The sequence below is a fragment of the Lysinibacillus pakistanensis genome (assembly GCF_030123245.1).
Classification (GTDB): domain Bacteria; phylum Bacillota; class Bacilli; order Bacillales_A; family Planococcaceae; genus Lysinibacillus; species Lysinibacillus pakistanensis.
The window spans coordinates 4,179,590-4,204,718 of sequence record NZ_CP126101.1; the positions used below are offsets into that span (position 1 = coordinate 4,179,590).

Annotated in this window: 19 protein-coding genes and 1 riboswitch; all 19 genes read right to left on the reverse strand. The window is 35.0% G+C overall.

What is annotated here, in order from left to right:
* Nucleotides 1–12 precede the first annotated feature (12 nt).
* Entirely contained in the window at nt 13–1,764 is a 1,752-nt protein-coding gene (locus QNH24_RS20940) for a polysaccharide deacetylase family protein (RefSeq protein ID WP_283869373.1), read from the reverse strand.
* The gene (locus tag QNH24_RS20945) at nt 1,761–3,629 is read right to left on the reverse strand and encodes a glycosyltransferase family 2 protein (RefSeq protein WP_283869374.1); all 1,869 of its coding nucleotides are present in this window, start codon (nt 3,627–3,629) and stop codon (nt 1,761–1,763) included. Before QNH24_RS20945 ends, QNH24_RS20940 begins: the two co-directional genes overlap by 4 nt.
* 5 nt (nt 3,630–3,634) lie before the next feature.
* A complete protein-coding gene (locus QNH24_RS20950; RefSeq protein WP_283869375.1) occupies nt 3,635–5,065 on the reverse strand; it encodes a polysaccharide deacetylase family protein in 1,431 nt (476 codons plus the stop codon).
* 16 nt (nt 5,066–5,081) lie between these two features.
* Nucleotides 5,082–6,407 carry a nucleotide sugar dehydrogenase gene (locus tag QNH24_RS20955; RefSeq protein ID WP_283869376.1) on the reverse strand — a complete coding sequence of 442 codons (1,326 nt, stop codon included), beginning with the start codon at nt 6,405–6,407 and terminating at the stop codon, nt 5,082–5,084.
* Between the two features lie 1,219 nt (nt 6,408–7,626).
* Complete coding sequence (locus QNH24_RS20960) at nt 7,627–8,721, reverse strand: polysaccharide deacetylase family protein (RefSeq protein ID WP_283869377.1); 1,095 nt, start codon at nt 8,719–8,721, stop codon at nt 7,627–7,629.
* Nucleotides 8,722–8,743: 22 nt separating this feature from the next.
* Nucleotides 8,744–11,938, reverse strand: coding sequence for a hypothetical protein (locus tag QNH24_RS20965; RefSeq protein WP_283869378.1), 3,195 nt, complete (start codon nt 11,936–11,938; stop codon nt 8,744–8,746).
* Nucleotides 11,935–13,359 (reverse strand): glycosyltransferase family 2 protein, encoded by a 1,425-nt coding sequence (locus QNH24_RS20970; protein WP_283869379.1) that lies wholly within the window; start codon nt 13,357–13,359, stop codon nt 11,935–11,937. Before QNH24_RS20970 ends, QNH24_RS20965 begins: the two co-directional genes overlap by 4 nt.
* Nucleotides 13,356–14,399 carry a HEAT repeat domain-containing protein gene (locus tag QNH24_RS20975; protein ID WP_283869380.1) on the reverse strand — a complete coding sequence of 348 codons (1,044 nt, stop codon included), beginning with the start codon at nt 14,397–14,399 and terminating at the stop codon, nt 13,356–13,358. Before QNH24_RS20975 ends, QNH24_RS20970 begins: the two co-directional genes overlap by 4 nt.
* 2 nt (nt 14,400–14,401) lie before the next feature.
* On the reverse strand, nt 14,402–15,298 hold the full coding sequence (locus QNH24_RS20980; RefSeq protein WP_283869381.1) for a response regulator: 897 nt from the start codon (nt 15,296–15,298) through the stop codon (nt 14,402–14,404).
* A gap of 741 nt (nt 15,299–16,039) precedes the next feature.
* A complete protein-coding gene (locus tag QNH24_RS20985; RefSeq protein ID WP_283869382.1) occupies nt 16,040–16,894 on the reverse strand; it encodes an amidase in 855 nt (284 codons plus the stop codon).
* A 223-nt stretch (nt 16,895–17,117) separates the two neighbouring features.
* Nucleotides 17,118–17,975 carry a MetQ/NlpA family ABC transporter substrate-binding protein gene (locus QNH24_RS20990; protein ID WP_283869383.1) on the reverse strand — a complete coding sequence of 286 codons (858 nt, stop codon included), beginning with the start codon at nt 17,973–17,975 and terminating at the stop codon, nt 17,118–17,120.
* 61 nt (nt 17,976–18,036) lie between these two features.
* Entirely contained in the window at nt 18,037–18,705 is a 669-nt protein-coding gene (locus tag QNH24_RS20995; protein WP_054770486.1) for a methionine ABC transporter permease, read from the reverse strand.
* Nucleotides 18,695–19,723 carry a methionine ABC transporter ATP-binding protein gene (locus QNH24_RS21000; protein WP_283872903.1) on the reverse strand — a complete coding sequence of 343 codons (1,029 nt, stop codon included), beginning with the start codon at nt 19,721–19,723 and terminating at the stop codon, nt 18,695–18,697. The genes QNH24_RS20995 and QNH24_RS21000 overlap by 11 nt, the downstream gene beginning before the upstream one ends.
* Nucleotides 19,724–19,806: 83 nt before the next feature.
* A riboswitch (SAM riboswitch) is annotated at nt 19,807–19,910 on the reverse strand.
* 56 nt (nt 19,911–19,966) lie between these two features.
* Nucleotides 19,967–20,278, reverse strand: coding sequence for a thioredoxin family protein (locus QNH24_RS21005; RefSeq protein ID WP_283869384.1), 312 nt, complete (start codon nt 20,276–20,278; stop codon nt 19,967–19,969).
* Between the two features lie 15 nt (nt 20,279–20,293).
* Complete coding sequence (locus tag QNH24_RS21010) at nt 20,294–20,635, reverse strand: toprim domain-containing protein (protein WP_283869385.1); 342 nt, start codon at nt 20,633–20,635, stop codon at nt 20,294–20,296.
* A 162-nt stretch (nt 20,636–20,797) separates the two neighbouring features.
* Nucleotides 20,798–21,178: a glycine cleavage system protein GcvH gene (gene gcvH / locus QNH24_RS21015; RefSeq protein WP_054770484.1), complete on the reverse strand. Its 381-nt coding sequence runs from the start codon at nt 21,176–21,178 to the stop codon at nt 20,798–20,800.
* Nucleotides 21,179–21,259: 81 nt separating this feature from the next.
* Nucleotides 21,260–21,616 carry an arsenate reductase family protein gene (locus tag QNH24_RS21020; protein ID WP_283869386.1) on the reverse strand — a complete coding sequence of 119 codons (357 nt, stop codon included), beginning with the start codon at nt 21,614–21,616 and terminating at the stop codon, nt 21,260–21,262.
* Nucleotides 21,617–21,905: 289 nt separating this feature from the next.
* Nucleotides 21,906–23,690 carry an acyl-CoA dehydrogenase FadE gene (locus QNH24_RS21025; protein ID WP_283869387.1) on the reverse strand — a complete coding sequence of 595 codons (1,785 nt, stop codon included), beginning with the start codon at nt 23,688–23,690 and terminating at the stop codon, nt 21,906–21,908.
* Between the two features lie 246 nt (nt 23,691–23,936).
* On the reverse strand, nt 23,937–25,109 hold the full coding sequence (locus tag QNH24_RS21030; RefSeq protein WP_283869388.1) for an acetyl-CoA C-acetyltransferase: 1,173 nt from the start codon (nt 25,107–25,109) through the stop codon (nt 23,937–23,939).
* Nucleotides 25,110–25,129 lie beyond the last annotated feature (20 nt).

Consider the following 25,129-nt stretch of genomic DNA (forward strand, 5'->3'; position numbering starts at 1 on the left):
TTTCCCCCCGTTTTAGAAGGTTTCAATAAAGAAGTCAACTACATGATTAAATATTGTCACTGTTTTATACTTTACTTTATCGAAATTCGTATATTGGTTAGTAAAAATTGTTTGATCATTCTTATCTGAAATTAATATATCTTCGATCAATGTATCATATATATCGTCCGCATATTGTTCATGGGTGGTATCCTTCTTGCTGAACAACGCACCAAATCCGATTTGAGTGCCTTGGATTGCTGGATTTACTTCAATTGTTTTGGACAATTCCTTATCAATATCTATTTTTATTTTATCTTTATTTACTGTAATATTAAATACTCTTTTTTTTGTAAGATTTCTTGGATATTCTTCCTCATCTATTCTAGAGCCCCTTTGCGTATCCTGATAGGAGTAGACAGTTGCTTTATTAAATGCATACTCCTCTTCATTCCATTTTATTTTATTTAATGGGAAACGTTCCTTCTCAATAACACCAGCTCCTGCTGATTTTTCAGAAACAACAATTTCATTATCTACAAGGGCTACACGAATATAGCTATTATTTTTTTCGTCATAATTTAAATAGATAGACTGTTGTCCAACAACATTTCCTTTAAAAGCAAAGTTAACAGTATATTGTTCTGGCAATGCTTTCTTTAATAGTACTCGACCTTCACTAGATGGGGGTGAAGTGATGGTCATCTCATTGTTTTTAAATTGTACAGCACCATTTACAATAGACCATTTCTTGGCTAACTCTTGATCGCCTACTTCAAATTCTACATTTTGCTTACTTGCCTGACGAATTTTCATCATCACATGGTTGGTAGACCAATAAGGAGATACCTGCAGCCGACTTAAATTGTAAAGATCAGCATCAGCATTATTATAGGCTCCCTGCTCGCGATTGAAATGCATACTAAAAGTTTCCTTAATTTGCTTATCATTCACGCTTTGTACTAACGGCTCCATATTATTATAGAGTGAATTTGCGTGCATAATGGCATAGGCTCTAGGAACTTCTCCTAACTCCTCTTTATAAATATCATGCATCGATTTATAATCATTTTTAATTCGTGCTTCCATTTCCTTACGTGTTTCACTTGGGATCATGTATGGATTACGAATAAAATCCATTAAATAGTGATTATAATATTCAATCGTTGTTTTATTCGGCACATCATTTTCATCAATCATTCCTAATGACTGTCCTTTATCATTATAAATATTAATATATGTCAATCTATAGCCATTAGATCCCAATTCCCAATACCCGCTTTTTTCCATTAATAACAAGTCTTTTGGCTTCAAAAATTTATTATCACGCGTATCCATTTTATTCGCATACGTAAACATCGTCGCTTTATAATTTAGATTTTCCATGATATTTTGAGCAAAGATACTGGAATCCGTACGACCATCTTCGAATGATAAATATAACGATTTTTCTGGAAGTGGTTTATTTTTTTCATAAAAATCTAGAACATCCTGCTGAGTAATTGTTTTATAGCCCTGTCTTTCGAGCAATGCTAATTGTTCTTTTAAATTTTTCTTCGAAACATATTTAGGAGAGTCACCTCTGCTCACACCAAAATACGATAAGGCGATAAATCCATCTTTATTTTCTAATGGAACCTTTTCCTCTACCCTTTTTTCTGTTAAAAATACGACACGTATTAAAACAGCTGCTAAAAATAGAACAACGATTAATTGTGCTATCGAGCGGATGATTTTCCTTCGATTCTTTTTAGCTGGATTTAACACAACATTCTTTTTACTCATTCCTTCTCACCCATTTTTCTATTTTTTAGAATCGAAAATCGGGATTTTCGTAATTTTTGCTTTTCCAATTTCTTTTCCTTCGCTATGACATCCTGGGGTGTTTCTCTTGTACCCCATGTAGATTTCCAAAAAGTAACCCATGCAACTGGCATTTGCCATAGTAAAATAAATTCATAGAAAAGGACAAAGATAAAGCCAAATGCCCACAATTTACTCCGTCTAAAGAAAAGATGGGCCAAACTCATCAGCATGGCCATTAATAGTAGACCCATTAAAAATGTGGTTGGGAAAATACCATGCATTATTGGCACATACATTAAATTGTAGACAACTACAATAGGAGCTGCTATCGGCACAATTAAACCGATAACAAAAAACAGAAACATAAAGGGTTCCTTTTTCCACATAAATAAAAATGCTCGTAGTGATTCACGTAGCCATGACCGTTTCCACCTCATTTGCTGCGATAAAAAAACCTTTGACTCTGATGGAACAATCGTAGAGCATACGGCATTATCCTGATAGCCCGTGCGATGTGTTTTTAATATATAGTTCGTCATACTTCGGTCATCACCAAAGGTTGCAGGCTGCCCAAGAAATTTTTGATTTAGCCACGCAGTCTCGTTCTTCAAAATAAGCTCTTTTCGGTAACATGCTAACGGTCCAGATAAGCATGTTACCGTATCAAACCAAGATTCAGCAGCCTTCATTATACGGAAGGCAATATAATAACGAACTGTCTGTAATTTCGTTAATGCATTGGTGAATTTATTTTCAACCTCTGTACGCCCAGCTACACCACCCATTTGTGGATCCTGGAAAGGCTGCACTAAATTTCTAATGGCATGAGGTTCTAAAAAGCTATCTGAGTCCACGAAAACGACTAAATCATGCTTGGCAAGATGTACACCAGCCACTAATGCCTCCCTTTTCCCACCATTTTGAGGTAGCTTATGGAAGCTTAAGCGATCCTCTGTTTTAAAGCGTCCACCCTCACTATGAATCAGCTCAATCATTTCCTTGGCCTTTTCCTCAGTCCTATCAGTTGAGTAGTCATCTACAACAATAACTTCCAGCTTATCTACAGGATAATACTGATTTATACAGCTTAAAATGGTGCGGTGAATCCACTCCTCTTCATTAAAAACGGGAATTATAATTGAAACACCCGGTTCGTAATTAGGATTTATCGGAACATTTCTATAGAAAATTCCAAATATATATCTGCTTAGTAGAAATGTTGCCGCAATAATACTATATAAATATAGAAACTTATTAAATCTAAAGTAAATGACACTCTCTGCCCGCATCAGCATGACGATAAGCGAAACTATCAATAGAAATAGACTTGCTACAAATATTGAAAGTCCCCAGCGCTTTTTTGTCATATAATCGTTTAATGGCTCCAAAAATTCACAGGCATAATAGTACCTTACTTCACCATCTACCTCTTTCATATAGGAGCGTACTACTTTTGCTTTCAGATTTACTTTAGATTCATAGCCCTCTGGCATTGCTCCACCAGGAATAGTGAAATTCATTTTAATAATTTCATCCATTAATAAGTTGTTCGGACTTACTGAATAAATGAGAATACCTGTAACAGAAATATCCTCTGCAAAATGCTTTTCATTCATTACTTTTTTTCTTGCTCTTTTAATTTGTACTTCGAAATTAGTTTCGTAACGGAGACTTAGAAGCTGTAACCGATATATTTCATTGACATCTGTAGGGTCGATTTCCTCAGTTTGATAGGAAGCACCTCGTCGATTAACAAGACTTCGTATATTTTCTGGGTCAGGAATATTTGATAGTATTCGCCGATCAGAACGCGGTATCGTTAAGACCTCTTTTTTCTTATTCATGATTATCAATTCACTTTCTTATTCGAATCTTCTTCAATCCAAGTAGACATCTTTGAAAAGCTATACCCTTCTTTTTGAAGCTTTTCAATTATTGATGGTAATACTTCTACTGTTTTTGTCCCATCTAAAATATGCATAACAATTACCTTTCCTGGAGCAGCTCTGCTTATAACACGATTGTAAATATCCTGAGCTGATAACTCTAAATTCCAGTCAAAAGAAGCAATATCATACATGGCAATAGAAGTAACACCTGTAGCAGCAATAATTTTTGCAGATTCTTCATTAATAACACCTTTATTTGGTCTAAAATATAGTAAAGGCTTTTCCTGTAACGCATATGTTAATGCCTTATGCGCCATTACCACATCCTCCTGTAATTCTTCAGGAGTCATGGTCGTAACATCGAGGTGATTGTAGGAGTGGCTTGCAACCTCATGACCTCTATTTACTATTAATCGTGCCAATTGAGGATCCTTCTCCACACCCTTTCCTATTAAAAAGAAGGTTGATTTTACATTGTACTTATCAAGAATATCTAAAATCTCTTTAATTCTTTCCTCACTTGCCCAATCATCAAAGGATAAAGAAATTTCTTTTTTTGTTGTATTTTTGCGATAGAATATAGTAGGTTTAACATTTTGATAATCTGGATTTATTTTAATAGCATCATAGCCCTCAATTTCTTCTAAAGGTTTGGCAATATATTGTTCATCTAACACTTCCGTTAATGTGGTAAAGACATATCCTTTTTCCTTTCCGTATTGGGACAAAAGAGGAATCACATCAATAACCGCTGGATTAATATACGTATTTAAATGAATAATCGATCCACTATTAATAAAACGATGAATATAATCCATTATCTCCTCTGCACTTTGCATATTACGATCTTTAGGATTAATAGAAGATTCAACGACACCCTTCATATTTAGTGTTTTTGTTGCTAAACGCATATTATCCGTTGAGTCACCAGAGCGACTACGAACATACTTTGGTGAATACCCTAATTGTTCTTTAAATACTTCATTTGCTAAGAAAATTTCCTTATAGGTTTCCTCATAGCTTAAATCTGCCATTTCGGGAAACGTTAATGTTCCATTCTCTACTTCATGTCCTCTTGCTAAGATATCTTTTACTAAATCAGGATCCTGTGCTATTCGCATACCTTCCACAAAAAAAGTTGCCTTCATATTGGACTGATCTAAAGCCTTTAAAAGCTTTTGCATTGTCTCAATATCTGCAAGCCCGTTAAAGGTAATTGCAACCTTTTGGTCAAGTATGCTGGCATGACTATAAACTGTGCTCATTGTCCCATCATGCTCTTTAATCTCAATCGTGGAGTCGACAGGTTTGACCTGATGATCTTCATTAGAAGTTTGACATCCAGTTAACAATAAAATGAATAGTAGACTACATATTTTTAGTTGTCTCATGTCTACAAAATTCCCCTTACAGTTTGTAATATTCTTGATTTTTAAATAAAAAATGGGTATTTCTTGTGTCGAAAATTAAAGCAGCCTGTTGATCTATTAAGGTATAATCAATATTTTTATGATTTGTTAAAATTAATATTGCATCTGCTTTTTGGATTAAAGTCTCAGTTAACAGCACCGTATTAAAAACTTCCTCTTTTATCGTAAATGATTCAATAAACGGATCAACTATCTTCAACTTACACTGCGCTCTCTTTAGCTCACCAATCACCTGTAATGCGGGTGATTCCCGAAAATCGTTAATATTTGGCTTATAGGCAACACCGATTACGACAATCTCTGCTTCATTTAGCTTTTTGTTCTGAGCTACTAAATAATTATTCAATCTATCAACTACAAAACTAGGCATTGAATCATTAATTTTATCAGCAGCCTCAATTAAAGTTGCCGGAATGCCATGCTGTTGGCTAGCCCACGATAAATATTTAGGGTCCACCGGTATACAATGACCACCGACACCAGGACCAGGTGTAAAGGGCATAAATCCATAAGGCTTTGTCGAAGCTGCTTCAATGACCTCCCAAACATCAATATCCATTTTATGGCAAATTCGACTTAATTCATTGACAAGTGCAATATTTATTTGACGAAATGTATTTTCTAATAACTTCTCCATTTCAGCTATCTTCGGACTTGTGACAGAAAATACATTTGTATTAAGCGCAGTTTCATAAAAGAGCTTCGAAACCTCCAAGCACGCTTCTGTTATACCGCCTACTACTTTCGGTGTATTTGAAACTGAAAAATTTACATTTCCAGGATCGACACGTTCAGGTGAATAAGCTAAAAATATATCCTGCCCTATGACAAAATTGCTTTTTTCTAGAATTGGTTGAACAATTTGTTCTGTAGTACCTGGATAGGTCGTGCTTTCAAGAATAATCAGTGTATTGCTAGAAAGATTTTGTTGAATGGCTATAGTGGCTTCTTCAATATATGAAATATTTGGTGCTCCATCGGCGGTTGTTGGCGTTGGTACGCAAATAACAATGACATCAGCATGTGAAAGTTTAGAAAAATCATTTGTAGGGACAAATCCATCCTCACTCACAGCCTTGTGAATGACTGAGCTTGGCAAATCCACAATATAGCTTTGACCAGCCTTTAATTTGTCAATTTTTCTATAATCCTTATCAAAACCTATTACCCGAAAATCCTTATTAGTGATTTCTAGTGCTAGTGGTAGCCCTACATAGCCCAGTCCAATAACGCCAATTATAGCCTTTTTCGTTGTAATTTTTTTTGATAAAGCTAACTTTGGTGATTCTGTTTTGATCTCCATTAAAAATTACTCCTTTATCTATTTTTGACTATTTTTAACATTTTTCTATCTAACTAGAAATGAAGTTACGAATGACTCTGCACTTCATTGCTAAGTATTAGACCATCATTTCACGCACTCTAAATTCCTTAGTTAAAATAGATCACTCAACTCTAAATTTTTAGATAAACAATTTCACAACATGTATATAGTACTAAACGCAACTAAACAATTCCTAAACATTTTAAATCAGAAAAGAAAAAGGAACTATTTATTTATAAAAAATAAAAGAATCACCATTTTATAATCCTTTAGAACTATTCACTTTTCGATAATTTCAATACAGCTATCAAGTTGACTAAAGTTATCCAAAATCTGTTGTAAAAAAATTTAGAGTTTTTGTTAGGAGTTTTTTATTGGGGGCATATTTACGATGTCATTAATTTTATCCAATACTGATTTATCTCTTATTATTATTAATTCAGAAAGCCGTGCATAGTGAATTTTCAACCTATAATTATTTTTCGGCTATTTTGGATTTCTTTTAAGTGTAGTAAAAATTTTTTTAATACAACACTGAAGAATGTTAATACATAGATAGTTAATAAAATTCAGGGGATTTCCACAAACAACATGTTACTTTTCACTACATTTTTTATTTTGCTCCATGTCAATTAATTGATATGAATATAATACGCTTTTGTCATTCTCAATTTTTGGTGATTTGCCAAATTAAAATATTTTTCTTAGACCTTCCAAAATAGGTGGGTTAGTAAGCATAAAATTTTCTATCATCATCTTCGAATATACATGTCGATTGAATTTCAAAATTCATCCTAGATTATTCATTATTCACTTTAAAGAAAAAGCGAAATGATTCGTTTCAATAATGGCATAAAATCAAAGTAATTTACCATCATCCCTCTTAGATACAAATGTTACTGTTGCCTTGGTCGAAAAACTCCAGACAATATATACAAAATAGCCATCTATCTAAAAAAGCATTATGATAGATGGCCATTGGATGGTGCGTACCACACGGGTGTGCTATTTTATTATTTCAGCTTACAGTAGACAAGAGTATACTGTGCCTGCTTTAAGGTTCATTTATTCATTTCACTAATATTGCTAGATAATTTGTTGCTTCAAACTTTACTCGTTTCGTTTAAATTATTTGCTAGGTTTGAATGACCAACATATTAACTTCTATTTTTTGATTCAACTTTCTATTTTTATTTAACTAATGTTTTGTAAGCTGTAACCCTTCCTTTGTATTCACTGGTAAAATAGAATCTTTACCTAAATCATTAATATATTTCATAATTTGTTCTAAAATTTCAGGTGTTGTTTCATACTCTTCTAATCGATCTTCTGTAATACCGTGCAACATAATGATAACCCAAGAGTTCTCAGCAACTGCTTTGTCAATCCACTTTTTCACATCCAAAAATTCTGTTGTATTTATAATGGCATATGACTTTAGCCAGTACGGATCATAATCATTCATTATATTAGTTTCTCTTCCAAGTACACGAATACCGTCGAAATATTGCATAGCAATTTCCCGTATTTCTTTATTGTAATCGGAATAGGGAATTGCAACTGTTGAAACGACACCTTTTCCTAATAAAGACTCTATTGTATTGATGCTTTCGGCAAATTCATCATGAATCTCATCTTCAGATTTCCTTGTTAGAAATGGATGATTTTGAGTGTGAGATGCAATTTCTAAACCTAAATCATGTGCAACCCATAATTGAGATGGATTCATATAAACTTCATCATCTGAGTACACCTTATTACCGATAATATTAAAAGTTCCCGGCATATTATATTTTGAGTGAAGCGGTAATGCTTTATCATACCAATTTCGATAGCCATCGTCATACGATAGTGTCACAAGTGCCTGCCCATGATAATTAGAAGTATTTAAAGGTGTTATTTTTTCCATATCTTCAATTGCAAAATTAGTAGTAAAAATCAACTTGAAACTATTTTCTAAGAGTTTTGATTTATCATTCTCTATATTATTTTGGACATTTAAAGTATATGTCGTATAGTTTTCATATGATTTTTCAGGCTTCACTTTCACTTTATTTTCATTAACCTCTAATGTAATCGGAAAATGATTTCCTGCTTCATCTTTAATTGTAATTGAAGAGTCAGTAATGGATGCTCTATTAACAGGATGATTAAATGTAATCGTCCATTCCTTATTCAAATCTGTAATTTCTTTGTGCTCTATGAAAGATTCTGCTTTCGTTATAGTCATGCTATTCATACATAAAAGCACAAATGGTATGGCTATAATGAGAAGCTTTCTCCACTGAATCAATCTTTATCTCTCCTTTAAATCACTATTCAAATTTCTTAAATGTTTCTTGCATAATTTCATAGGATTTTTTTAATCGTTCTTTTGTTTTAGGCATCTTCCAATTATCCCATGTAAAACTATGCAATTGATTAAGTACACCTTTTTCAATCTCTGGCAACGAAGACACAACCTCCTGCTTTTCATTAACAAACAATGCACCTATATTTATTTTATCTACAAAAACTGATACTTCTCCGTTTTCTTTATAAAAATCGCCTATAAACTCTTTATGACTAGGATCCTTTGCTTGAAGAAGTAACCAAGGGATACGTAATTCTATAATTCCTTTGTCGCTCCAATTATAATCAACAAGGGAATTATAATTTTTTGCCTTCGGATTACCATTCCCCTCTATTAATTTGCCTGTTTCATAAGCTGCAAAAGGTACTGCTATATCCTGTTCTGGCAAGTAGAGCTCCTTATTTAAAGCATAGTATATCGGACTGAACGTAGTGTTTTCTTTCATAACGTTTGGAGAGAGGATGTCGATAAGCTTTAATTCATGCCCATATAAATAAGAATAGAAATCATAATAAGGGTCAATGACAATACGTGACTCCTTCTTCTTATTAAGCTCAACAACAAACTCAATACCATTACTGAACGTTACTCCTTTCAAATCTGATTTTGCTGTTTTTCCTTGATTCGGAATCACATCTAATAGAATTTGAGTAGAGGATGTTTTATTGAGTAAATCTCCTTTTAATTGGAGGTACAAGTATCTTTCATCATAATCAACGCTCATTGAAGGCTTGTTTTTTTGTTGTTCATATAAGAGAGGAGCTTTCCATTCTGATAGATCTCCGTCAACCTGTACCTTATGCTGATCAAAGCTTAATAAACCAAATTGTTGTTCATTTGTTTGTGCATTAGACCAATAAGGGCGTTGGTTCGCATTATCATAGTCCATCGTATTCCAAGTACGTTTAAACCACTCATCTTGCCAAGTAAATACTAATCCGCCAAGTAAATCCTCTGCCATAATATCCTCAAACAGATGAGTTAATATTTCACCTTGTTCCTGTTCTGATACAAATCCTTGAGTCCAGCCATACGGGTTATCATGAGTTAAACCACGTGAACCAGGGATTCCAAACTCAGCGATTAGTATTGGCATACGATGTGCAGCATGTAATTCCGCTAAATAACCTGCATAACTATTTTTTTCTCCACGATGATCTACATACGACAAGTATTTTTGATCATAGTTAAAGAAATCTGGATAGTATGGATACACATGGTACGATGCAAATTGACCTGTTTGTTTCGCTAACCCTTTTGTATAAATGACATTCGGATTAACACTTGCAATATCTTCATCCGTATTCGGCTCAGATGGATGATCTAATAAATCTGTTGTAACCCAGTTTGTGAAGCTCATAGGATGCATCCAGCCATAATTTTTTTGTTCATATTGTGTAATATAATCCATTTGCTCTGCAATCCAATATTCAAATGGAGAAGCATCTTTTGTTTCGAAATAAACACCATCATACTGCCCAATAGTAGCATGCTTTTCATTTGTTCCGTTCACCATATGAGGGTACCATTCTATACCAATAATCCAACCGATTATATACTGTGAAACATCTGTATCATAATAACCAGATGCATGCCCTACTACATGCTCTACATATTTATTACCGTGAATAACATCTACAAGGGTTTTCATTTCTTCTTGAAATTTCTTAAGCGTTGTAGGATCATAAGCATCTAAAGTTTCCTCTAAACCCTCCTCTTCAATCCACACTCCATGTAATACATATAAAGGATTTTCTGCTTCATCATTATATCTTTTTAAGGCTCTATAAAAACCAGGTGGATGTAACGTATAGACTCGGATTGTATTGGCATTCATTTTACCAATCTGCTGGAACCAACGATAATATTCATCCTCCGTTATGGCGGCCTCCCCAGGGAAATAACCTGGTTTTCCCATTCCCATATTAACGCCTTTGAGGGTGATAGATTCCCACTGCCCATCTTTTAAAATTTGAAATGTTTGATCATTAATACGCGCATTATAACCTAAATTATTTTTTGCTGAAACATCAGATTGCTGCTTAACTTCTTCTTTTTTCTCAAATTCTTCTAAAATAGACTTCATCATCGGTACATATGCTGACCAATAAAAAGCATCATCTGCGAAATTTTGTAAAACTTTATAGACTGATGCTAGCCCTTTTATTTTATAGAAGAATGGCACTTTATTAATATCATTAAAATCGCCTGCAAAGTAATATTTTGTAGCATTTTTTTGTTCACCCGAAACAACTGCTGCGAATGAAAAAGGGACATCATGATCACTTAATAATTTTTTACCTTCGTCAGTTAAGCTCCACTCATAATTCGCTAAAACATCTTGCTCATTTTTCGAGGTAACAATATCAAACCAGTAATCATATCGTGGGTTTGATGAAACATGCAAGAACTCTTGTCCTGCTTTAGTGAAATTAAGATAAATACCTTCTTTATCAATATGTTTATTTAATTCTAAAACAAATACCTCATCTGTAAAGTCATTCACTAATATGAAGCCCCCACCTTCATATTTCCAGTCATCCTTAAATTTATCAACAACCCATTGTGGAATTTCATTATTTTTTTTATAGTCTAATTCTTCAAAATAGCGGCCAATCCAACCAGACCAGTCTATTTTCAAATAATCTAGCACTTGATTTCGCACTTCAGGAGATGTTGGTGATGCAATAGAGTTAAATTCTGCTATAAATAAACTTTTTTCTGCACTAGTTAAACGTTTCATAATCGCATCCCATTCTTGCGATTCTAATCCACCAACAATTTTCTTTGTGCGTGCCCCCAATCTTTCTTGCTTCGAGTTAAGATCATCTTCATAGACACCATACGTGTCCGCCAAATAGATTGCATCATAATCTTTGTAATCCTTTGGTATTTCAGAAGTAGACACACTGTTATTTTTTTCATCTGGAATTGTGCCAAAATAATCCTTGGACTCATCATATTGACCATCTCTATGTTCGTACTTCAAAAAATTTAATAGCCAAGTCAACCCTAAATGCTCTCGATATGATTCATCCTTCACTGTTTTATCAATGATTGCAACATTTAGTTGTTTATTAGGTGACACAAACCAAAGAGCTATTGGTATCATTATAAGCAATAGCACTACTATAATTCCCAAATAAATTCGCTTCATATCGATTCTTGCTCCTTGCTTGAAATACCTTTACGTTCCATTTTGCCCCACTCTCGTCTTCTTACTAAGAAGTTCAAAAGACCTTCACAGCGCCAAAATAGTGTAATGGGACGATACCAAAAAATTTCTGTAAAACTTAGTAACATCATACGTATTAAGTCAGCAACCTTGAACGTTTTATTTTTGCTCCATGCTTCAAATAGCACTGCCATCATTGAAAATACAACACCATAAAGTACAAATGATAAAAGTAGCAAAATGGCTATCTCATAATAGATATCACCTAAGAAAAAAGCAAAAACAATATAAATATATCCACCAAGTTCGACAATCGGTCCTAATCCTTCAATAAGCCAAAAATAAGGGAAGGATAATAACCCAATACCGCCATATCTCGGATTAAAAGTCATTGATTTATGATTCCATAAACTCTCTAATAATCCTTGATGCCATCTTCTTCTTTGTCGCCTTAAAACGGCCATCGTTTCTGGTGCCTCTGTCCAACAAACAGGGTTCTCTACAAATTCAATACGTTTATTTTCCTTCTTTTTACGGATATATCGATGAAGTTTTACTACGAGTTCCATATCTTCACCAATCATACTTTTAGTATAGCCACCCGCTTCTACTACCCATTTTTTCGAAAATACACTAAATGCACCTGAGATAATTAAAACCAAGTTAAATTTACTTAGCGTAATTCGCCCTATTAAAAAAGCTCTAAAGTATTCAATAATTTGCATAGTCACTAAATAATTTTTAGATAGGTTTGTTTCTAATATCGAGCCAAGTTGCATATTCATTCCATTGGCAATTTGGACATTGCCTCCTGCTGCAATTACCTCACCATCAGATGAGGCAATTGGTTTCATTAAACGTAATAAAGATGTACTCTCTAGAATGGAATCCCCATCAACAGAGCAAAAATAAGGATATCTTGCAACATTAATACCGACATTCAAAGCATCTGCTTTTCCACCATTCTCTTTCTCAACTAAAAAACAATTTTGGTGAATTTGCGATTGATAGATTTGAACAATCGGACTTGCTTGGATTTCCATTTTTATAACTTTTTCAATTTTTTTCATTTGAAATTGCTCAATAACTATTTCTTGCGTGCGATCAGTAGAACCATCATTGACAATGATTATTTCAAATTCTGGATAGTGTAAGCTAAGTAGAGAATGGATACTATCGACAATACCTACTTCTTCATTATAAGCAGGTATAATGACAGATACTGGTTTAGAATAGAACGCATCAATATACATATCATCCATTTCAGTTTGATCAAGTCTATGTTCCTTTCTTAACTTTAAAAGAGCAAAGAAGAACATAAGTCCATATGTTACTATAACTAGTAGCATATAAATTATGATTAACCCACCAAAAAACCACATTAAATAGTCACGTAAAATCATACTGCACGCATCCTTTTTCCTAATACTTCAATAGCCATATCAATTGCATATTGGTCATTTGTTGTGGCAATGAATTCTTTTAATCTCTGATAACCTCGTGGATCTTCTATTATTGTGCTTGCTGCTTGCGATCGTACCCACCAATTACTATCCTGTAACAATTTTTCTAAATGCTCGGTAGTATATGTTAATGGTGCATACTTAAATAATTTTGCGACCATTAATCTTTCTTCCCATATTGACGAATTGACAAATGGAATATACGTCTCTAAATCTCGGATAATCCCAATTCTTTCTAATCCTCGAAGAGTACGAATACGAATTTCAGTATCCTCACTTGCTAATAATTCTTCAAGTCCCTCGATAACATCCATACTACCTTTTGCTGCAATTGTATCAATCAAAGCATATTGTGCTGCTTGTTGTAATCTTTCCATCTTTTCCATAAGTCGTTGGAGCATCTCTACTTCTAAATATGAGAATAACTTTTTATACTCACTTTGTGAAAAAGAATAATTATATAGCCATATTTCTTGAATAAATTTTTCTTTTTCAAGAATAGAATAGATTTTAAATAGCTGAAATACTTCTATTGAATGTTTGCGTTTAATGGATACTTCACAAGTACTGATAAGCTCTTTTATACGGAAATCAGCAATGCGATACATTGCATTCATTTTCTTACTCCAGTTTCTGGATTTTAATTCATTTTGGTAATATTCCTTTAAATACATCTGTGCAAAAGTATAGATCTTTTGTTGAATAATCGGATTGGATATATTTCTTAAATACGATAAAAATATGTGTTCTACCGCTAATATTTGATTTTTATTTTTAGGAATTAGCGTAACAGTAAATCGGTCGTCCTCTAGAAAGTATTCCTGCCAAAGTATTTTTGTATTTTGTATATACTTTTCCATCTCATGCTTCTTTCTTTCTTCGTACCTTCTCTGATAGATTAAATAAATCATTACTACACCACAAAATAATAAGAGAATAGCAATAATATATAATAATAATTGAATCGATAATTCAATCATAATCATAACCTCGCAAATGTTCGTTTTAATTGTGCTTGAAATAGATTTAAATCAAATGGCTTAATTAAATACTCATCAACGCCACTTTCGTATGCATAGATCATATCTCCCTGAGACTTCCTATTAGTCATCATATAAATAATAAATTTCTTTTGATTAGCCATTTGCCTTAATGTATGCAAGACATTGAGACCATTTTTACGAGGCAAAATATCATTCATAATGACAATATGCGTATGTCCAGATAAATACCAATCCGACTGTAAAAATTCATGTCCATCTGAAAAAACTTTTGTTTCTAATTGAAAATGATCCACTACCATTTTTTGAACTGTTAATTCTAATACTTCGCCAAAAATAACATTTTCCTCTAAAATACTAACTTTCACTCTTTCCATTGGCTGCGTCTTAAAACTCGTTACTTTTTCAATTTCCCAAGGTTCTGTTAGTTGACTAAAAACATCAAACTGTTTACCAATTAGATCCTCAAACATTACTTGATCATTTTTAACCTCTGCAATGATTCCCTGCAATGTAAAAGCTAAATCGATTTTAAAAGGGGAATCCTTACTTTTTACGAGTTGAAAAATTCGATTTAAAAACGCATTTCCCTCCTCCTCACCATTTTGTGTTAACAAAATTCCCCACCGTAAACTTCCCTCTAACCTAAAAAGCATATCGGTATTTCGAACTTCGGATACAAGAAAATGAGCAATTTGTTCTTCTAAATCTTCAATCATACTATTTTTCTGGGAATTCGATACAGTTGCTTTTAAAAAAATAACTGTTAATTCCATATGTGAACGAATAATATTTGCCTTTAACACATCAAAAAATGGGGGAATATCACTTTCTTCCAATATATCCACTTTTTGCGTCGTTTTAATTAAAGTGTCCATCCTATGCTCCTCTAATATTTTTCAATATGATATTTGTTTGCACTGTGGAATTATCGTAGGAAATAGCTGTTATTCAGTAATTTTTCATTATATTACCTATTAATATGTTGTTAAATATGTGCACTTTTGCTTATTAACTACTTCTCTATACAAGCACATGAATGTTTAGGCAATCAAAATCCAGCTAAATCAACTGTACTAGATTATCTTACTTGCTACTCCATGTAAAGTTGTAATACACATAGGTAATCAAAATGTACATACTTATTTGGGCGTTTATCGTGCATGAGTGTAACTATTAATAGAAACTTCGTGGTTTAAGAGGTACGAGTTATTTTACGGCTGATGTTATACTTTCAAAGAAAAAAACATCTACCAAAAGAAGATAAAAATGGATAACTATCCCACTTCATATTGGATTATTTTTCTATTTTAACATACATTTTCGAGAAATAAGATAAATGTAGGAATTTTTTTACACAATGTTGTTAGAAACTTCATTAATGTTTCACAGTATATCATATTCAAATCCTTTTATAAGAATATAACAATATGAACTGAACAAATTCTAAACAAGATGAAGATTCAAGGCAGGAATACAAATAGAAAAAATCTGCTGTTTTCCCATATAAAACGGAGAAAATTTGCAGATTCTTTACTTTATGATGACAATGGGGGAAAATGGGAAAATGCCCTTTTTGCTACTTACAGGTTTTCTAAGTTATTTGAATGGCTTCTCGCCTATGGTCGCATCTCCATCCAACTTTCCAGATGGTGGATTGCAATACCTTTAAAGCTCGTTTTTTCAGAAAAATATTTTTGAACTTTGCTCAACTGCCGATTCATATATGCTTCTCCTTCTTCTGAGAAGCTAACAGAGTCTCCCTCTTTTGATTCCAAAGTCTCAACACCTACAACAACTTTTTTATTCATTTGTTTGGCATATTCGATTTCATTTTTCGCGATTTTTATAATTTCCTGTGAATTATCTCGATAAGCCATTATCGTCACACCATCCGAATGGTCAATTAACCATTCAGATAAAATACCATTACCATATTTAGTGTCGTATGAAATCTCATCATACCAAAAGGGTATATCTAATTGTAGTGGTAAATTGAATGACTGTGCTTTCTTTTTTGCTTGCACAACTAATTGTTGATAGGTCTGAATCGCAGTTGTTTGTTTTGTAGTCCAAAGAGTTGTATCATAGGGCTCAATATCTAAATGTATCCCTAAAAAACGTTGTACATCTGTTGCTTCATGTTGATAGTGCTCTAACCAATCCATAAGTTGATTTTGATACTCAATTCCATTCTCGGTAATCCAATAGCTTTCTCCAGCTAGTGCGTATATCTGGATGTCTTTAGCTGTAGCCTTTTCAATAAAGCTTTGATAAACTTTTTTAGATATTTCATAATCAATTTGTAAATAAACCTTGTTTATATGTTTAGTTTCTAAAAACTCCAAGGTATTAATTTCGTTATCTACAAGTATCCACGGATTCCAAATCCATGTAGAACGTTCATCTTCTGTAATATTATCCGCCTTTATAATTGTACTATTAAGTGACATAAATAAAATGCATATGATCACTAACTTAAAACCTCGACTATTAATAATTTTACACAACTCCTTTCTACAAACTAGTTATACCATATCGAAAATTTTTATAAATAGGGATATATTTCATTTTATAATTTTTCTTCATAAAGTAGGGTTTTTTTCTTAAATACCTGTTTAACCTAACTCAATTTTTACAAAAAAATAGTACAAACCTTAGTTTGTACTATTTAACAGTTTATTTTATTACAATAAATTATTGAACTGGTACAACTGAACCTTTCCATTCTTCAAGAATGAAGTCTTGGATTTCTTTCGAATTTAGGACTTCTAATAATTTTTTAATTTCTTTCTTTGTTTCATCCCCAGCACGAACAGCAATAATATTCACATATGGAGACTCTTTATCTTCAAGAGCAATTGAATCATTCACTGGGTTTAAGCCGTTATCGATTGCAAAGTTAGAGTTAATTAGCACTGCATCACCTTCATTATTTTCGTACATTTGTACGAGCATTTCAGGTGCTGTATTAGCATCGAATTTAAAGTTTTTAGGGTTTTCTGCGATATCTTTGATTTCTGCTGCTGTTTTATCGATACCATCTTTAAGTTTAATTAGGCCTTTTGCTTCTAGTAATGAAAGCATACGACCGTGGTCTGCAACTGAGCTAGAAAGTAAAATTGTTGCGCCCTTTGGTAGCTCGTCAAGTGATTTATATTTTTTAGAGTAAATGCCGATTGGCTCAATGTGAACGCCACCAGCATTGACGAAATCATAGCCATTATCTTTAATTTGAAGCTCTAAGTAAGGAATATGCTGAAAATAGTTAGCGTCAAGGTCTTCTGATGCTAAATCTTGGTTTGGTAATACATAATCTGTATACGTTTCAATTTGAAGATCAATACCTTCTTTAGCTAAAATCGGTTTTGCTTTTTCTAAAATTACTGCATGCGGTGTATTAGAGGCACCTACAGTTAATGTCACATTTTCTTTACTATCTGTTTTATCATCTGTTGATGCACCTGAGCTTGCATCGTCTTTTTTACCAGCACCGCAAGCCGCTAAAGCTAGCACTAATACTGATAAGAGTAATCCTGTCAATAGCTTCTTCATTTTATTACACTCCCTTTTATTTTGTTCAAAGTATGTTAACGGCAGAGAACCGAAATAACCTTTAACGTTTATCTGTTTTAGCTGTAATCATATCGCCTATCCATTGAATAATAAATACGACTACTAAGATTAGAATAGTTGCCATTAATGTCACATCTGAGCGATTACGCTGGAAGCCATCCAAGAAGGCTAAGTTTCCTAACCCGCCTGCACCAATAATTCCAGCCATTGCTGTATAACCAACAAGCGCTACAGCTGTTACAGTAATACCTGAAATAAGCGCAGGTAATGATTCTGGAATTAACACTTTCCATATAATAGTAGATGTTTTAGCACCCATTGAACGAGCTGCCTCGATTACCCCTCTATCAATTTCACGTAATGCAATCAATACCATACGTGCATAGAATGGGGCAGCACCAATAATTAGTGCTGGTAATGCAGCATTGGCTCCACGGATTGTGCCAAGCAAGAATTTTGTAAATGGAATTAATAAAATAATTAACACGATAAATGGAATCGAACGGAAAATATTTACGAGTGAACCTGTTAAGAAATTCACAATTTTATTAGCCCATAGTTGATGGGGGCTTGTTAAAAACAATACGATTCCAATTAATAAGCCAAGGATGAATGTTACTACGGTTGAAATAGCTGTCATATACAGTGTTTCATAGGTAGCTGCCCACATTCGCTCCCAGTCGACATTCGGAAAGAGATTAGTTAGCATTTGCAATCACCTCCGTTTGTACTTCAACTGTATTTAAGTAACCTAATGCATCAGCCACATTTGACTCGGTTCCATCTATTTGCACAATAAGTGTACCGTAAGCACCATTTTTTGTTTGAGAGATATTACCGTGCACAATACTAACTTCTACATCAAAGTGCTTGACGAGGTGTGAAATTACGGGCTGCTCTGTTTTTTCTCCTACAAAAATTAGCTTAACAAGTTGTCCAGTTGGATAATTTGCTTTTATTTGTGCAACCGTCTCCTGCGTTTCCTTCGTATCTGTAATTTGTGACACAAATTTTTTCGTAATAGCAGCTTGAGGTGCCTGGAATACTTGTAATACCTCACCACGTTCTACTATTTCGCCAGCCTCCATTACTGCTACACGATGGCAGATTTTACGGATAACGTGCATTTCATGTGTGATTAACACAATAGTTAATCCTAATCGCTCGTTAATATCTACAAGTAAATCCAGGATTGCATCGGTAGTCTCTGGGTCAAGTGCTGAGGTTGCCTCATCACATAATAAAACCTCTGGATTATTAGCAAGTGCTCGAGCAATGCCGACACGCTGCTTTTGACCGCCTGATAGCTGTGATGGATACGCCTGATCACGTCCATCTAAACCAACAAGAGTAATCAATTCCTTCACACGTGCATCACGCTGAGCCTTTGAAACACCTGCGATTTCTAGTGGAAAAGCGATATTTTCAGCAACGGTTCTAGACCATAGTAGATTAAAGTGCTGGAAAATCATACTTACCTTTTGTCTTGCATCTCTAAGCTTTTGCCCCTTAATAGATGAAAACTCTTGATTGTTAACCATCACCGTACCAGATGTTGGCTTTTCTAAACCGTTCAATAAACGAATCATTGTACTTTTACCAGCACCACTATAGCCGATAATGCCAAATATTTCACCTTTATTTATGGAAAGGTTTACGTCTTTGACTGCTGTTAATTCGCCATTTGCGGTTTTGTAATTCTTCGTAATATTTTGAAGCTGGATCATAGCGAATACTCCTTTTCTCATATAGAAAACCCCTTCACTCACAGACAAGTAGAAGGGGTCACGTATTTATACGCTCAACCGTTCTCTCATCTTTCAAAGATAAATCTTTGGGTGATTTGGCACCTTTTCACTTTGTGATGGTTGCCGGGCTTCATAGGGCACTTCCCTCCGCCACTCTTCATAAGAGTTCGATATATTCAATGTTTTAGTAATATATTTGTTACTTTACCATGCTAGCAAACTTCAGTCAATTGATTTTTTTAACAATTCGTATAAAAACGGTACGGATTGAAAAGCATAGACTTTTTCTGTCACTTTTCCGCCATCACAGACGAGTAAACATGGTACACTTTCGATTTCGTAATCTAAGGCAATTTCTTCAACAAAATTTAAATTTGCTTTGCCGATTTGAAGCTTTGGCAGTAATTGCTCAACGATCATCATCATTTTTGATGCAACTGCACATGTACCACACATAGGTGTATATAAATAAAAGGCAGCTTTTTTCCCCGACTGGACAGCCGCGATCCACTGCTCTTTTGACCATTCTTCCATTTTTTTCACGCAACCTTACAAAATATATTGATTATGGATTGAGAAATGTGCTCGCAACAATATCATTGCTAATACCTTTCTCGGAGTTGTCTCAACTTCTTTATACGTTGGCATTGTACGTAAATGCTCTGCCTCTGGATAATGTCTGTCCATTAATGCCCGTAGCTTATCCCCTGATGGATCTGCATCAAAAAATGTATAAAGCTCACAGCCCTCATATGGATCAAGCAGCACTTCTAATTGATGCACACCAATTGTACCATTCGTACAAAGTATTGTGACATCTTCACTTAAAATAGGTTCAATTTGAAGCTTATCCGAACGGCCTTCAACAATTAAGCATTTTCCCTCGAACATCACGCCACCCCCATTAGACATATCCCTTTTCCTTATAGTCATTATATCAATTAAGCATTAACGATGGTAATGTTAGACACCCATTGCAAGCGACTATCTCCCCAGCCATGAAGATAATAAAAAACGTCGGTGAATGCCGACGTTTTTCTATTAGGGCTTGTCTTATTCAGCGACCATTTCTTCGTATTGCTCTGCTGTCATAAGCTTTTCAACTTCTGATGCATCAGCAGGCTCAACAACGATCATCCAAGCTTTTTCATATGGTGATTCATTAACGAATTCTGGGCTATCTTCTAAATCTGCATTTACTTCAACTACAGTACCTGAGATTGGCGCATATAATTCAGAAACAGTTTTTACTGATTCTACGCTACCGAATGGATCATCTGTTTTGATCTCATCGCCAACTTGTGGAAGCTCAACGAAAACGATATCTCCTAATTCAGATTGTGCGAAGTGTGTAATACCGATACGTACTTTTCCATCTTCTACTTTTACCCATTCATGTTCTTCAGAGTATCGTAAGTCTTTAGGTGTGCTCATGCAAAAAACCCCTCCATAAATATGTAATATATTCACTTTCAGTGTGCCATACTTCTCCTATAAAAACAAGGATAATTACGGCTATTTCCAAGCTTGCTCAAAATCAGATTCTTTAAACCCTAACGTTACTTTTTTTCCATCAGTAACGATTGGACGTTTGATTAACATTCCATCAGAAGCAAGTAGCTCAAGCTGCTCCTCCTCGCTCATATCGGCAAGTTTATCCTTCAAACCAAGCTCTCGATACTTCATGCCAGACGTATTAAAAAACTTTTTAAGAGGTAGTCCACTTGCTTGCCATAACTTTGTTAATTCGTCCTTTGAAGGTGGCTGTTCTACAATGTGTACCTCTTCATACACTATATCATTATCGTTTAACCATTTTTGAGCTTTCTTACAAGTTGTGCATTTTGGATATTGGATAAATTGAATCGTCATTGAAAGGCTCCTCTACTTTCTTTTTGAGGACACTGATTTTCTGTGTCTTCCTTATTTTCTGTAGTATACCATCATAACCATACAAACCAAAATGAAACAATTTTCAGTTGCTCTCACACCAATCCCCAGGCTTCTACTACAGTCTATCCATTTCTTTCTTAATTCTATCCGTCACTTTCTTAATTCTATCCTTCACTTAACTGTTTCTATCAGTTGCTTTTGCAAATCTATCCTTCTCACCCACAAACAGCCTAGCTATCTATTACAGATAGCTAGGCTGTTTGATTTATTACACTACATATTTTTCTGCGTCAATCAACTTAACTGATGCTTCACGTTTCTTCGCAATTAAGTTGTAAGGATTATTACGTGTTAGCTTACGTAGTGCAGATAACGTCATGCGCGCTGCATCTCCGTCAGCTGAAGCAAGAATTGTATCTTTTGCCTCTTTTTCAATTTCTGCAAATGCTTCTTGACAAAAGATTTGAGTGTACAATAATTTTTGATGAGCTTTTTCAGCACCATCACGAGCAATCGCTTTTTCTGTACGTAAGACAGCTGATTCCATAGCGAATAATTGGTTTGCGATATTCGCAATATTTACCAATACCTCTTGCTCCTGATCAAGCTTCGGACCAAAGCGTTGTGCTGCTAATCCCGCTGCTAATACTGCGATTTTCTTTGCATTTTTCACAAGGTATTTTTCTTGTGCTAGTGGCTCTGTGCCTATATCTTCAGGCATTAGCATAAGCAGCTCCTGCTGTAAATTTTGGGCTACTTGTAATAGTGGAAGCTCACCCTTTATTGCCTTCTTCATAAATGTACCTGGCACAATCATGCGGTTAATTTCATTTGTTCCTTCAAAAATTCGATTAATACGAGAATCGCGATAAATTCGCTCTACCTCGTATTCAGCCATAAAGCCGTAGCCACCATGTAATTGCACCGCTTCATCTGCAATATAATCTAATGTTTCTGAACCAAACACTTTGGCAATTGAGCATTCAATCGCATATTCAGCAATAGCACCGGCAATTACCGTTCCTTGCTTTTGCTCCTCAGGGTTTAACTGACTTAAGCGATCCTCAAATAAGCCTACAGTACGGTAGTTTAATGACTCAGACGCATATAATTGAGAAGCCATTGTTGATAATTTTTCTTTTGTTAAATTGAAATCAGACAGCTTTGTTTTAAATTGCTGACGTTGGTTTGTATATTGAATCGCTAGCTCTAATGCACGCTTAGATCCACCAATTGTACCAACGCCTAGCTTATAACGACCAATATTTAAAATATTAAAGGCAATCACATGCCCACGGCCAATTTCACCTAATAAATTTTCTACAGGCACTTCTGCATCCTCTAACACTAATGTACGAGTGGATGAAGATTTAATCCCCATCTTCTTCTCTTCAGGTCCCACTGACACGCCATTGAATGCACGTTCTACGATAAATGCAGAGAATTTATCGCCATCGATTTTAGCGTACACGACAAATACATCAGCAAAGCCGGCGTTTGTAATCCATTGCTTTTCACCATTTAGAATATAATGCGTACCTGCATCATTTAATTTTGCAGTTGTTTTTGCCCCTAATGCGTCTGAACCAGAACCTGGCTCTGTTAATGCATAGGCAGCAATTAATTCACCTGATGCTAGCTTTGGTAGGTATTTTTGCTTTTGCTCTTCATTACCAAACAGTACAATTGGTAATGAACCAATACCGACATGTGCACCATGAGTAATTGAGAATCCACCCGCTACGGACATTTTTTCTGCGATTAAGGCAGAAGATACTTTGTCTAAGCCTAAGCCCTCATATTCTTCAGGTACATCTGCACCTAGTAAACCTAGCTCACCAGCACTCTTTAGTAGACGAACTGAATGCTCAAATTCATGATGCTCTAAGTTTTCAACAACTGGTAGCACTTCATTTGTTACATATTCTTCTGTTGTTTTTGCAATCATTTTATGCTCATCTGAGAAATCTTCAGGTGTAAACACACGATCTAATTCCACATCTTCAACAAGAAATCCGCCGCCTTTAATAAAATCCGTTGTTTTTTCTGTCATGATTAATTCCTCCCACATATATCAATTTTGATTGTTTAATCCCCTAATTTACACCTCAGCATAATTGCGTTCAGACTTTGCTCGAAAAGCTCCTTTTCAAAATCTGTGACATCCGCTGGGCCTTTTCTAGATTTAGCGGTCATAAATTGACGCTTCAATCACGATGAAAATATATAGAAAAGCTTGAAATATACAATGTTCGGAGGCAACCGTAAACAGTACACCTCAAGCTTATCTAGCGAAAAATTATAGAATTTCAAATACGCCTGCAGCCCCCATGCCGCCGCCAATACACATTGTCACAACTCCATATTTCTTACCTTGACGCTTCAATTCATGAATAAGCTTTAATGTTAAAATAGCTCCTGTTGCGCCTAGTGGGTGACCTAATGCAATGGCACCACCATTCACATTTACTTTTTCTTGGTCGATGCCTAAATGACGTACAACCTGTAAAGATTGTGAGGCAAATGCTTCATTAATTTCCCATAAATCGATGTCATCTATTGATAATCCTGCAATTTCTAACGCTTTGGGTACTGCCACGATTGGCCCTATACCCATTACTTCAGGAGGTACACCCCCAACAGCAAAGCCTAGGAATTTTGCCATTGGCGTAAGTCCCTGCTTGTCAGCCTCCTCCCGATCCATCACTAGGACAGCTGCTGCTCCATCAGATGTTTGAGAGGCATTTCCAGCTGTCACACTACCTTTTACATGGAAGGATGGACGTAGCTTTGCTAAACCTTCAACAGATGTACCTGGACGTACACCCTCATCCATACTAAACGTGAATTTCTTCACTTGTGGTTTATTGTTAGCATCCACGAAATGCTGCTCCACCTCTACTGGAACAATCTCATCATTGAACTTTCCTTCTTTAATCGCCTTTTCTGCAAGCGCATGTGAACGAACGGCAAAGGCATCTTGATCCTCTCGACTAACATTGTATTGTCGTGCTACTTCCTCAGCTGTATGACCCATTCCCATATAATATTGAGGAGCTGTTTCAGCTAAAGTCGGATTTAAGCGTGGCGTATTCCCTACCATTGGCACCATACTCATTGACTCGACGCCACCAGCAAGTATCGCCTTTGAATGACCTAGCATAATTCGTTCTGCTGCATAGGCAATTGCTTGTAAGCCTGATGAACAGAATCTATTAATTGTTAGTGCTGGTGTTGTATCTGGTAATCCTGCAAGTGCGCCAATACTGCGTGCTACATTCATTCCCTGCTCAGCTTCTGGCATAGCACAACCTAAAATCAAATCATCAATTGGCCCTTCATAGCCAGCTCTTTTTAATGTTTCTTTGACAACTACGGCACCAAAGTCATCTGGTCTCACTGTTGCTAAAGAACCTTTTTTTGCTTTTCCAATTGGAGTTCGTGCTCCTGCTACAATAACGGCTTCACGCATCGTATAATCCCCCTTTGTTT

Excerpts from the sequence above, each read along its gene's own strand:
- gcvH (WP_054770484.1), bottom strand. The coding sequence starts at position 21,178 with ATGAGCACACCTAAAGACTTACGATACTCTGAAGAACATGAATGGGTA.
- QNH24_RS20940 (WP_283869373.1), bottom strand. The coding sequence starts at position 1,764 with ATGAGTAAAAAGAATGTTGTGTTAAATCCAGCTAAAAAGAATCGAAGG.
- QNH24_RS21030 (WP_283869388.1), bottom strand. The coding sequence starts at position 25,109 with ATGCGTGAAGCCGTTATTGTAGCAGGAGCACGAACTCCAATTGGAAAA.
- QNH24_RS20945 (WP_283869374.1), bottom strand. The coding sequence starts at position 3,629 with ATGAATAAGAAAAAAGAGGTCTTAACGATACCGCGTTCTGATCGGCGA.
- QNH24_RS20980 (WP_283869381.1), bottom strand. The coding sequence starts at position 15,298 with ATGGACACTTTAATTAAAACGACGCAAAAAGTGGATATATTGGAAGAA.
- QNH24_RS21010 (WP_283869385.1), bottom strand. The coding sequence starts at position 20,635 with ATGTTCGAGGGAAAATGCTTAATTGTTGAAGGCCGTTCGGATAAGCTT.
- QNH24_RS20965 (WP_283869378.1), bottom strand. The coding sequence starts at position 11,938 with ATGAAGCGAATTTATTTGGGAATTATAGTAGTGCTATTGCTTATAATG.
- QNH24_RS21005 (WP_283869384.1), bottom strand. The coding sequence starts at position 20,278 with ATGGAAGAATGGTCAAAAGAGCAGTGGATCGCGGCTGTCCAGTCGGGG.
- QNH24_RS20990 (WP_283869383.1), bottom strand. The coding sequence starts at position 17,975 with ATGAAGAAGCTATTGACAGGATTACTCTTATCAGTATTAGTGCTAGCT.
- QNH24_RS20995 (WP_054770486.1), bottom strand. The coding sequence starts at position 18,705 with ATGCTAACTAATCTCTTTCCGAATGTCGACTGGGAGCGAATGTGGGCA.
- QNH24_RS20975 (WP_283869380.1), bottom strand. The coding sequence starts at position 14,399 with ATGATTGAATTATCGATTCAATTATTATTATATATTATTGCTATTCTC.
- QNH24_RS20950 (WP_283869375.1), bottom strand. The coding sequence starts at position 5,065 with ATGAGACAACTAAAAATATGTAGTCTACTATTCATTTTATTGTTAACT.
- QNH24_RS20970 (WP_283869379.1), bottom strand. The coding sequence starts at position 13,359 with ATGATTTTACGTGACTATTTAATGTGGTTTTTTGGTGGGTTAATCATA.
- QNH24_RS21000 (WP_283872903.1), bottom strand. The coding sequence starts at position 19,723 with ATGATCCAGCTTCAAAATATTACGAAGAATTACAAAACCGCAAATGGC.
- QNH24_RS20955 (WP_283869376.1), bottom strand. The coding sequence starts at position 6,407 with ATGGAGATCAAAACAGAATCACCAAAGTTAGCTTTATCAAAAAAAATT.
- QNH24_RS21020 (WP_283869386.1), bottom strand. The coding sequence starts at position 21,616 with ATGACGATTCAATTTATCCAATATCCAAAATGCACAACTTGTAAGAAA.
- QNH24_RS21025 (WP_283869387.1), bottom strand. The coding sequence starts at position 23,690 with ATGACAGAAAAAACAACGGATTTTATTAAAGGCGGCGGATTTCTTGTT.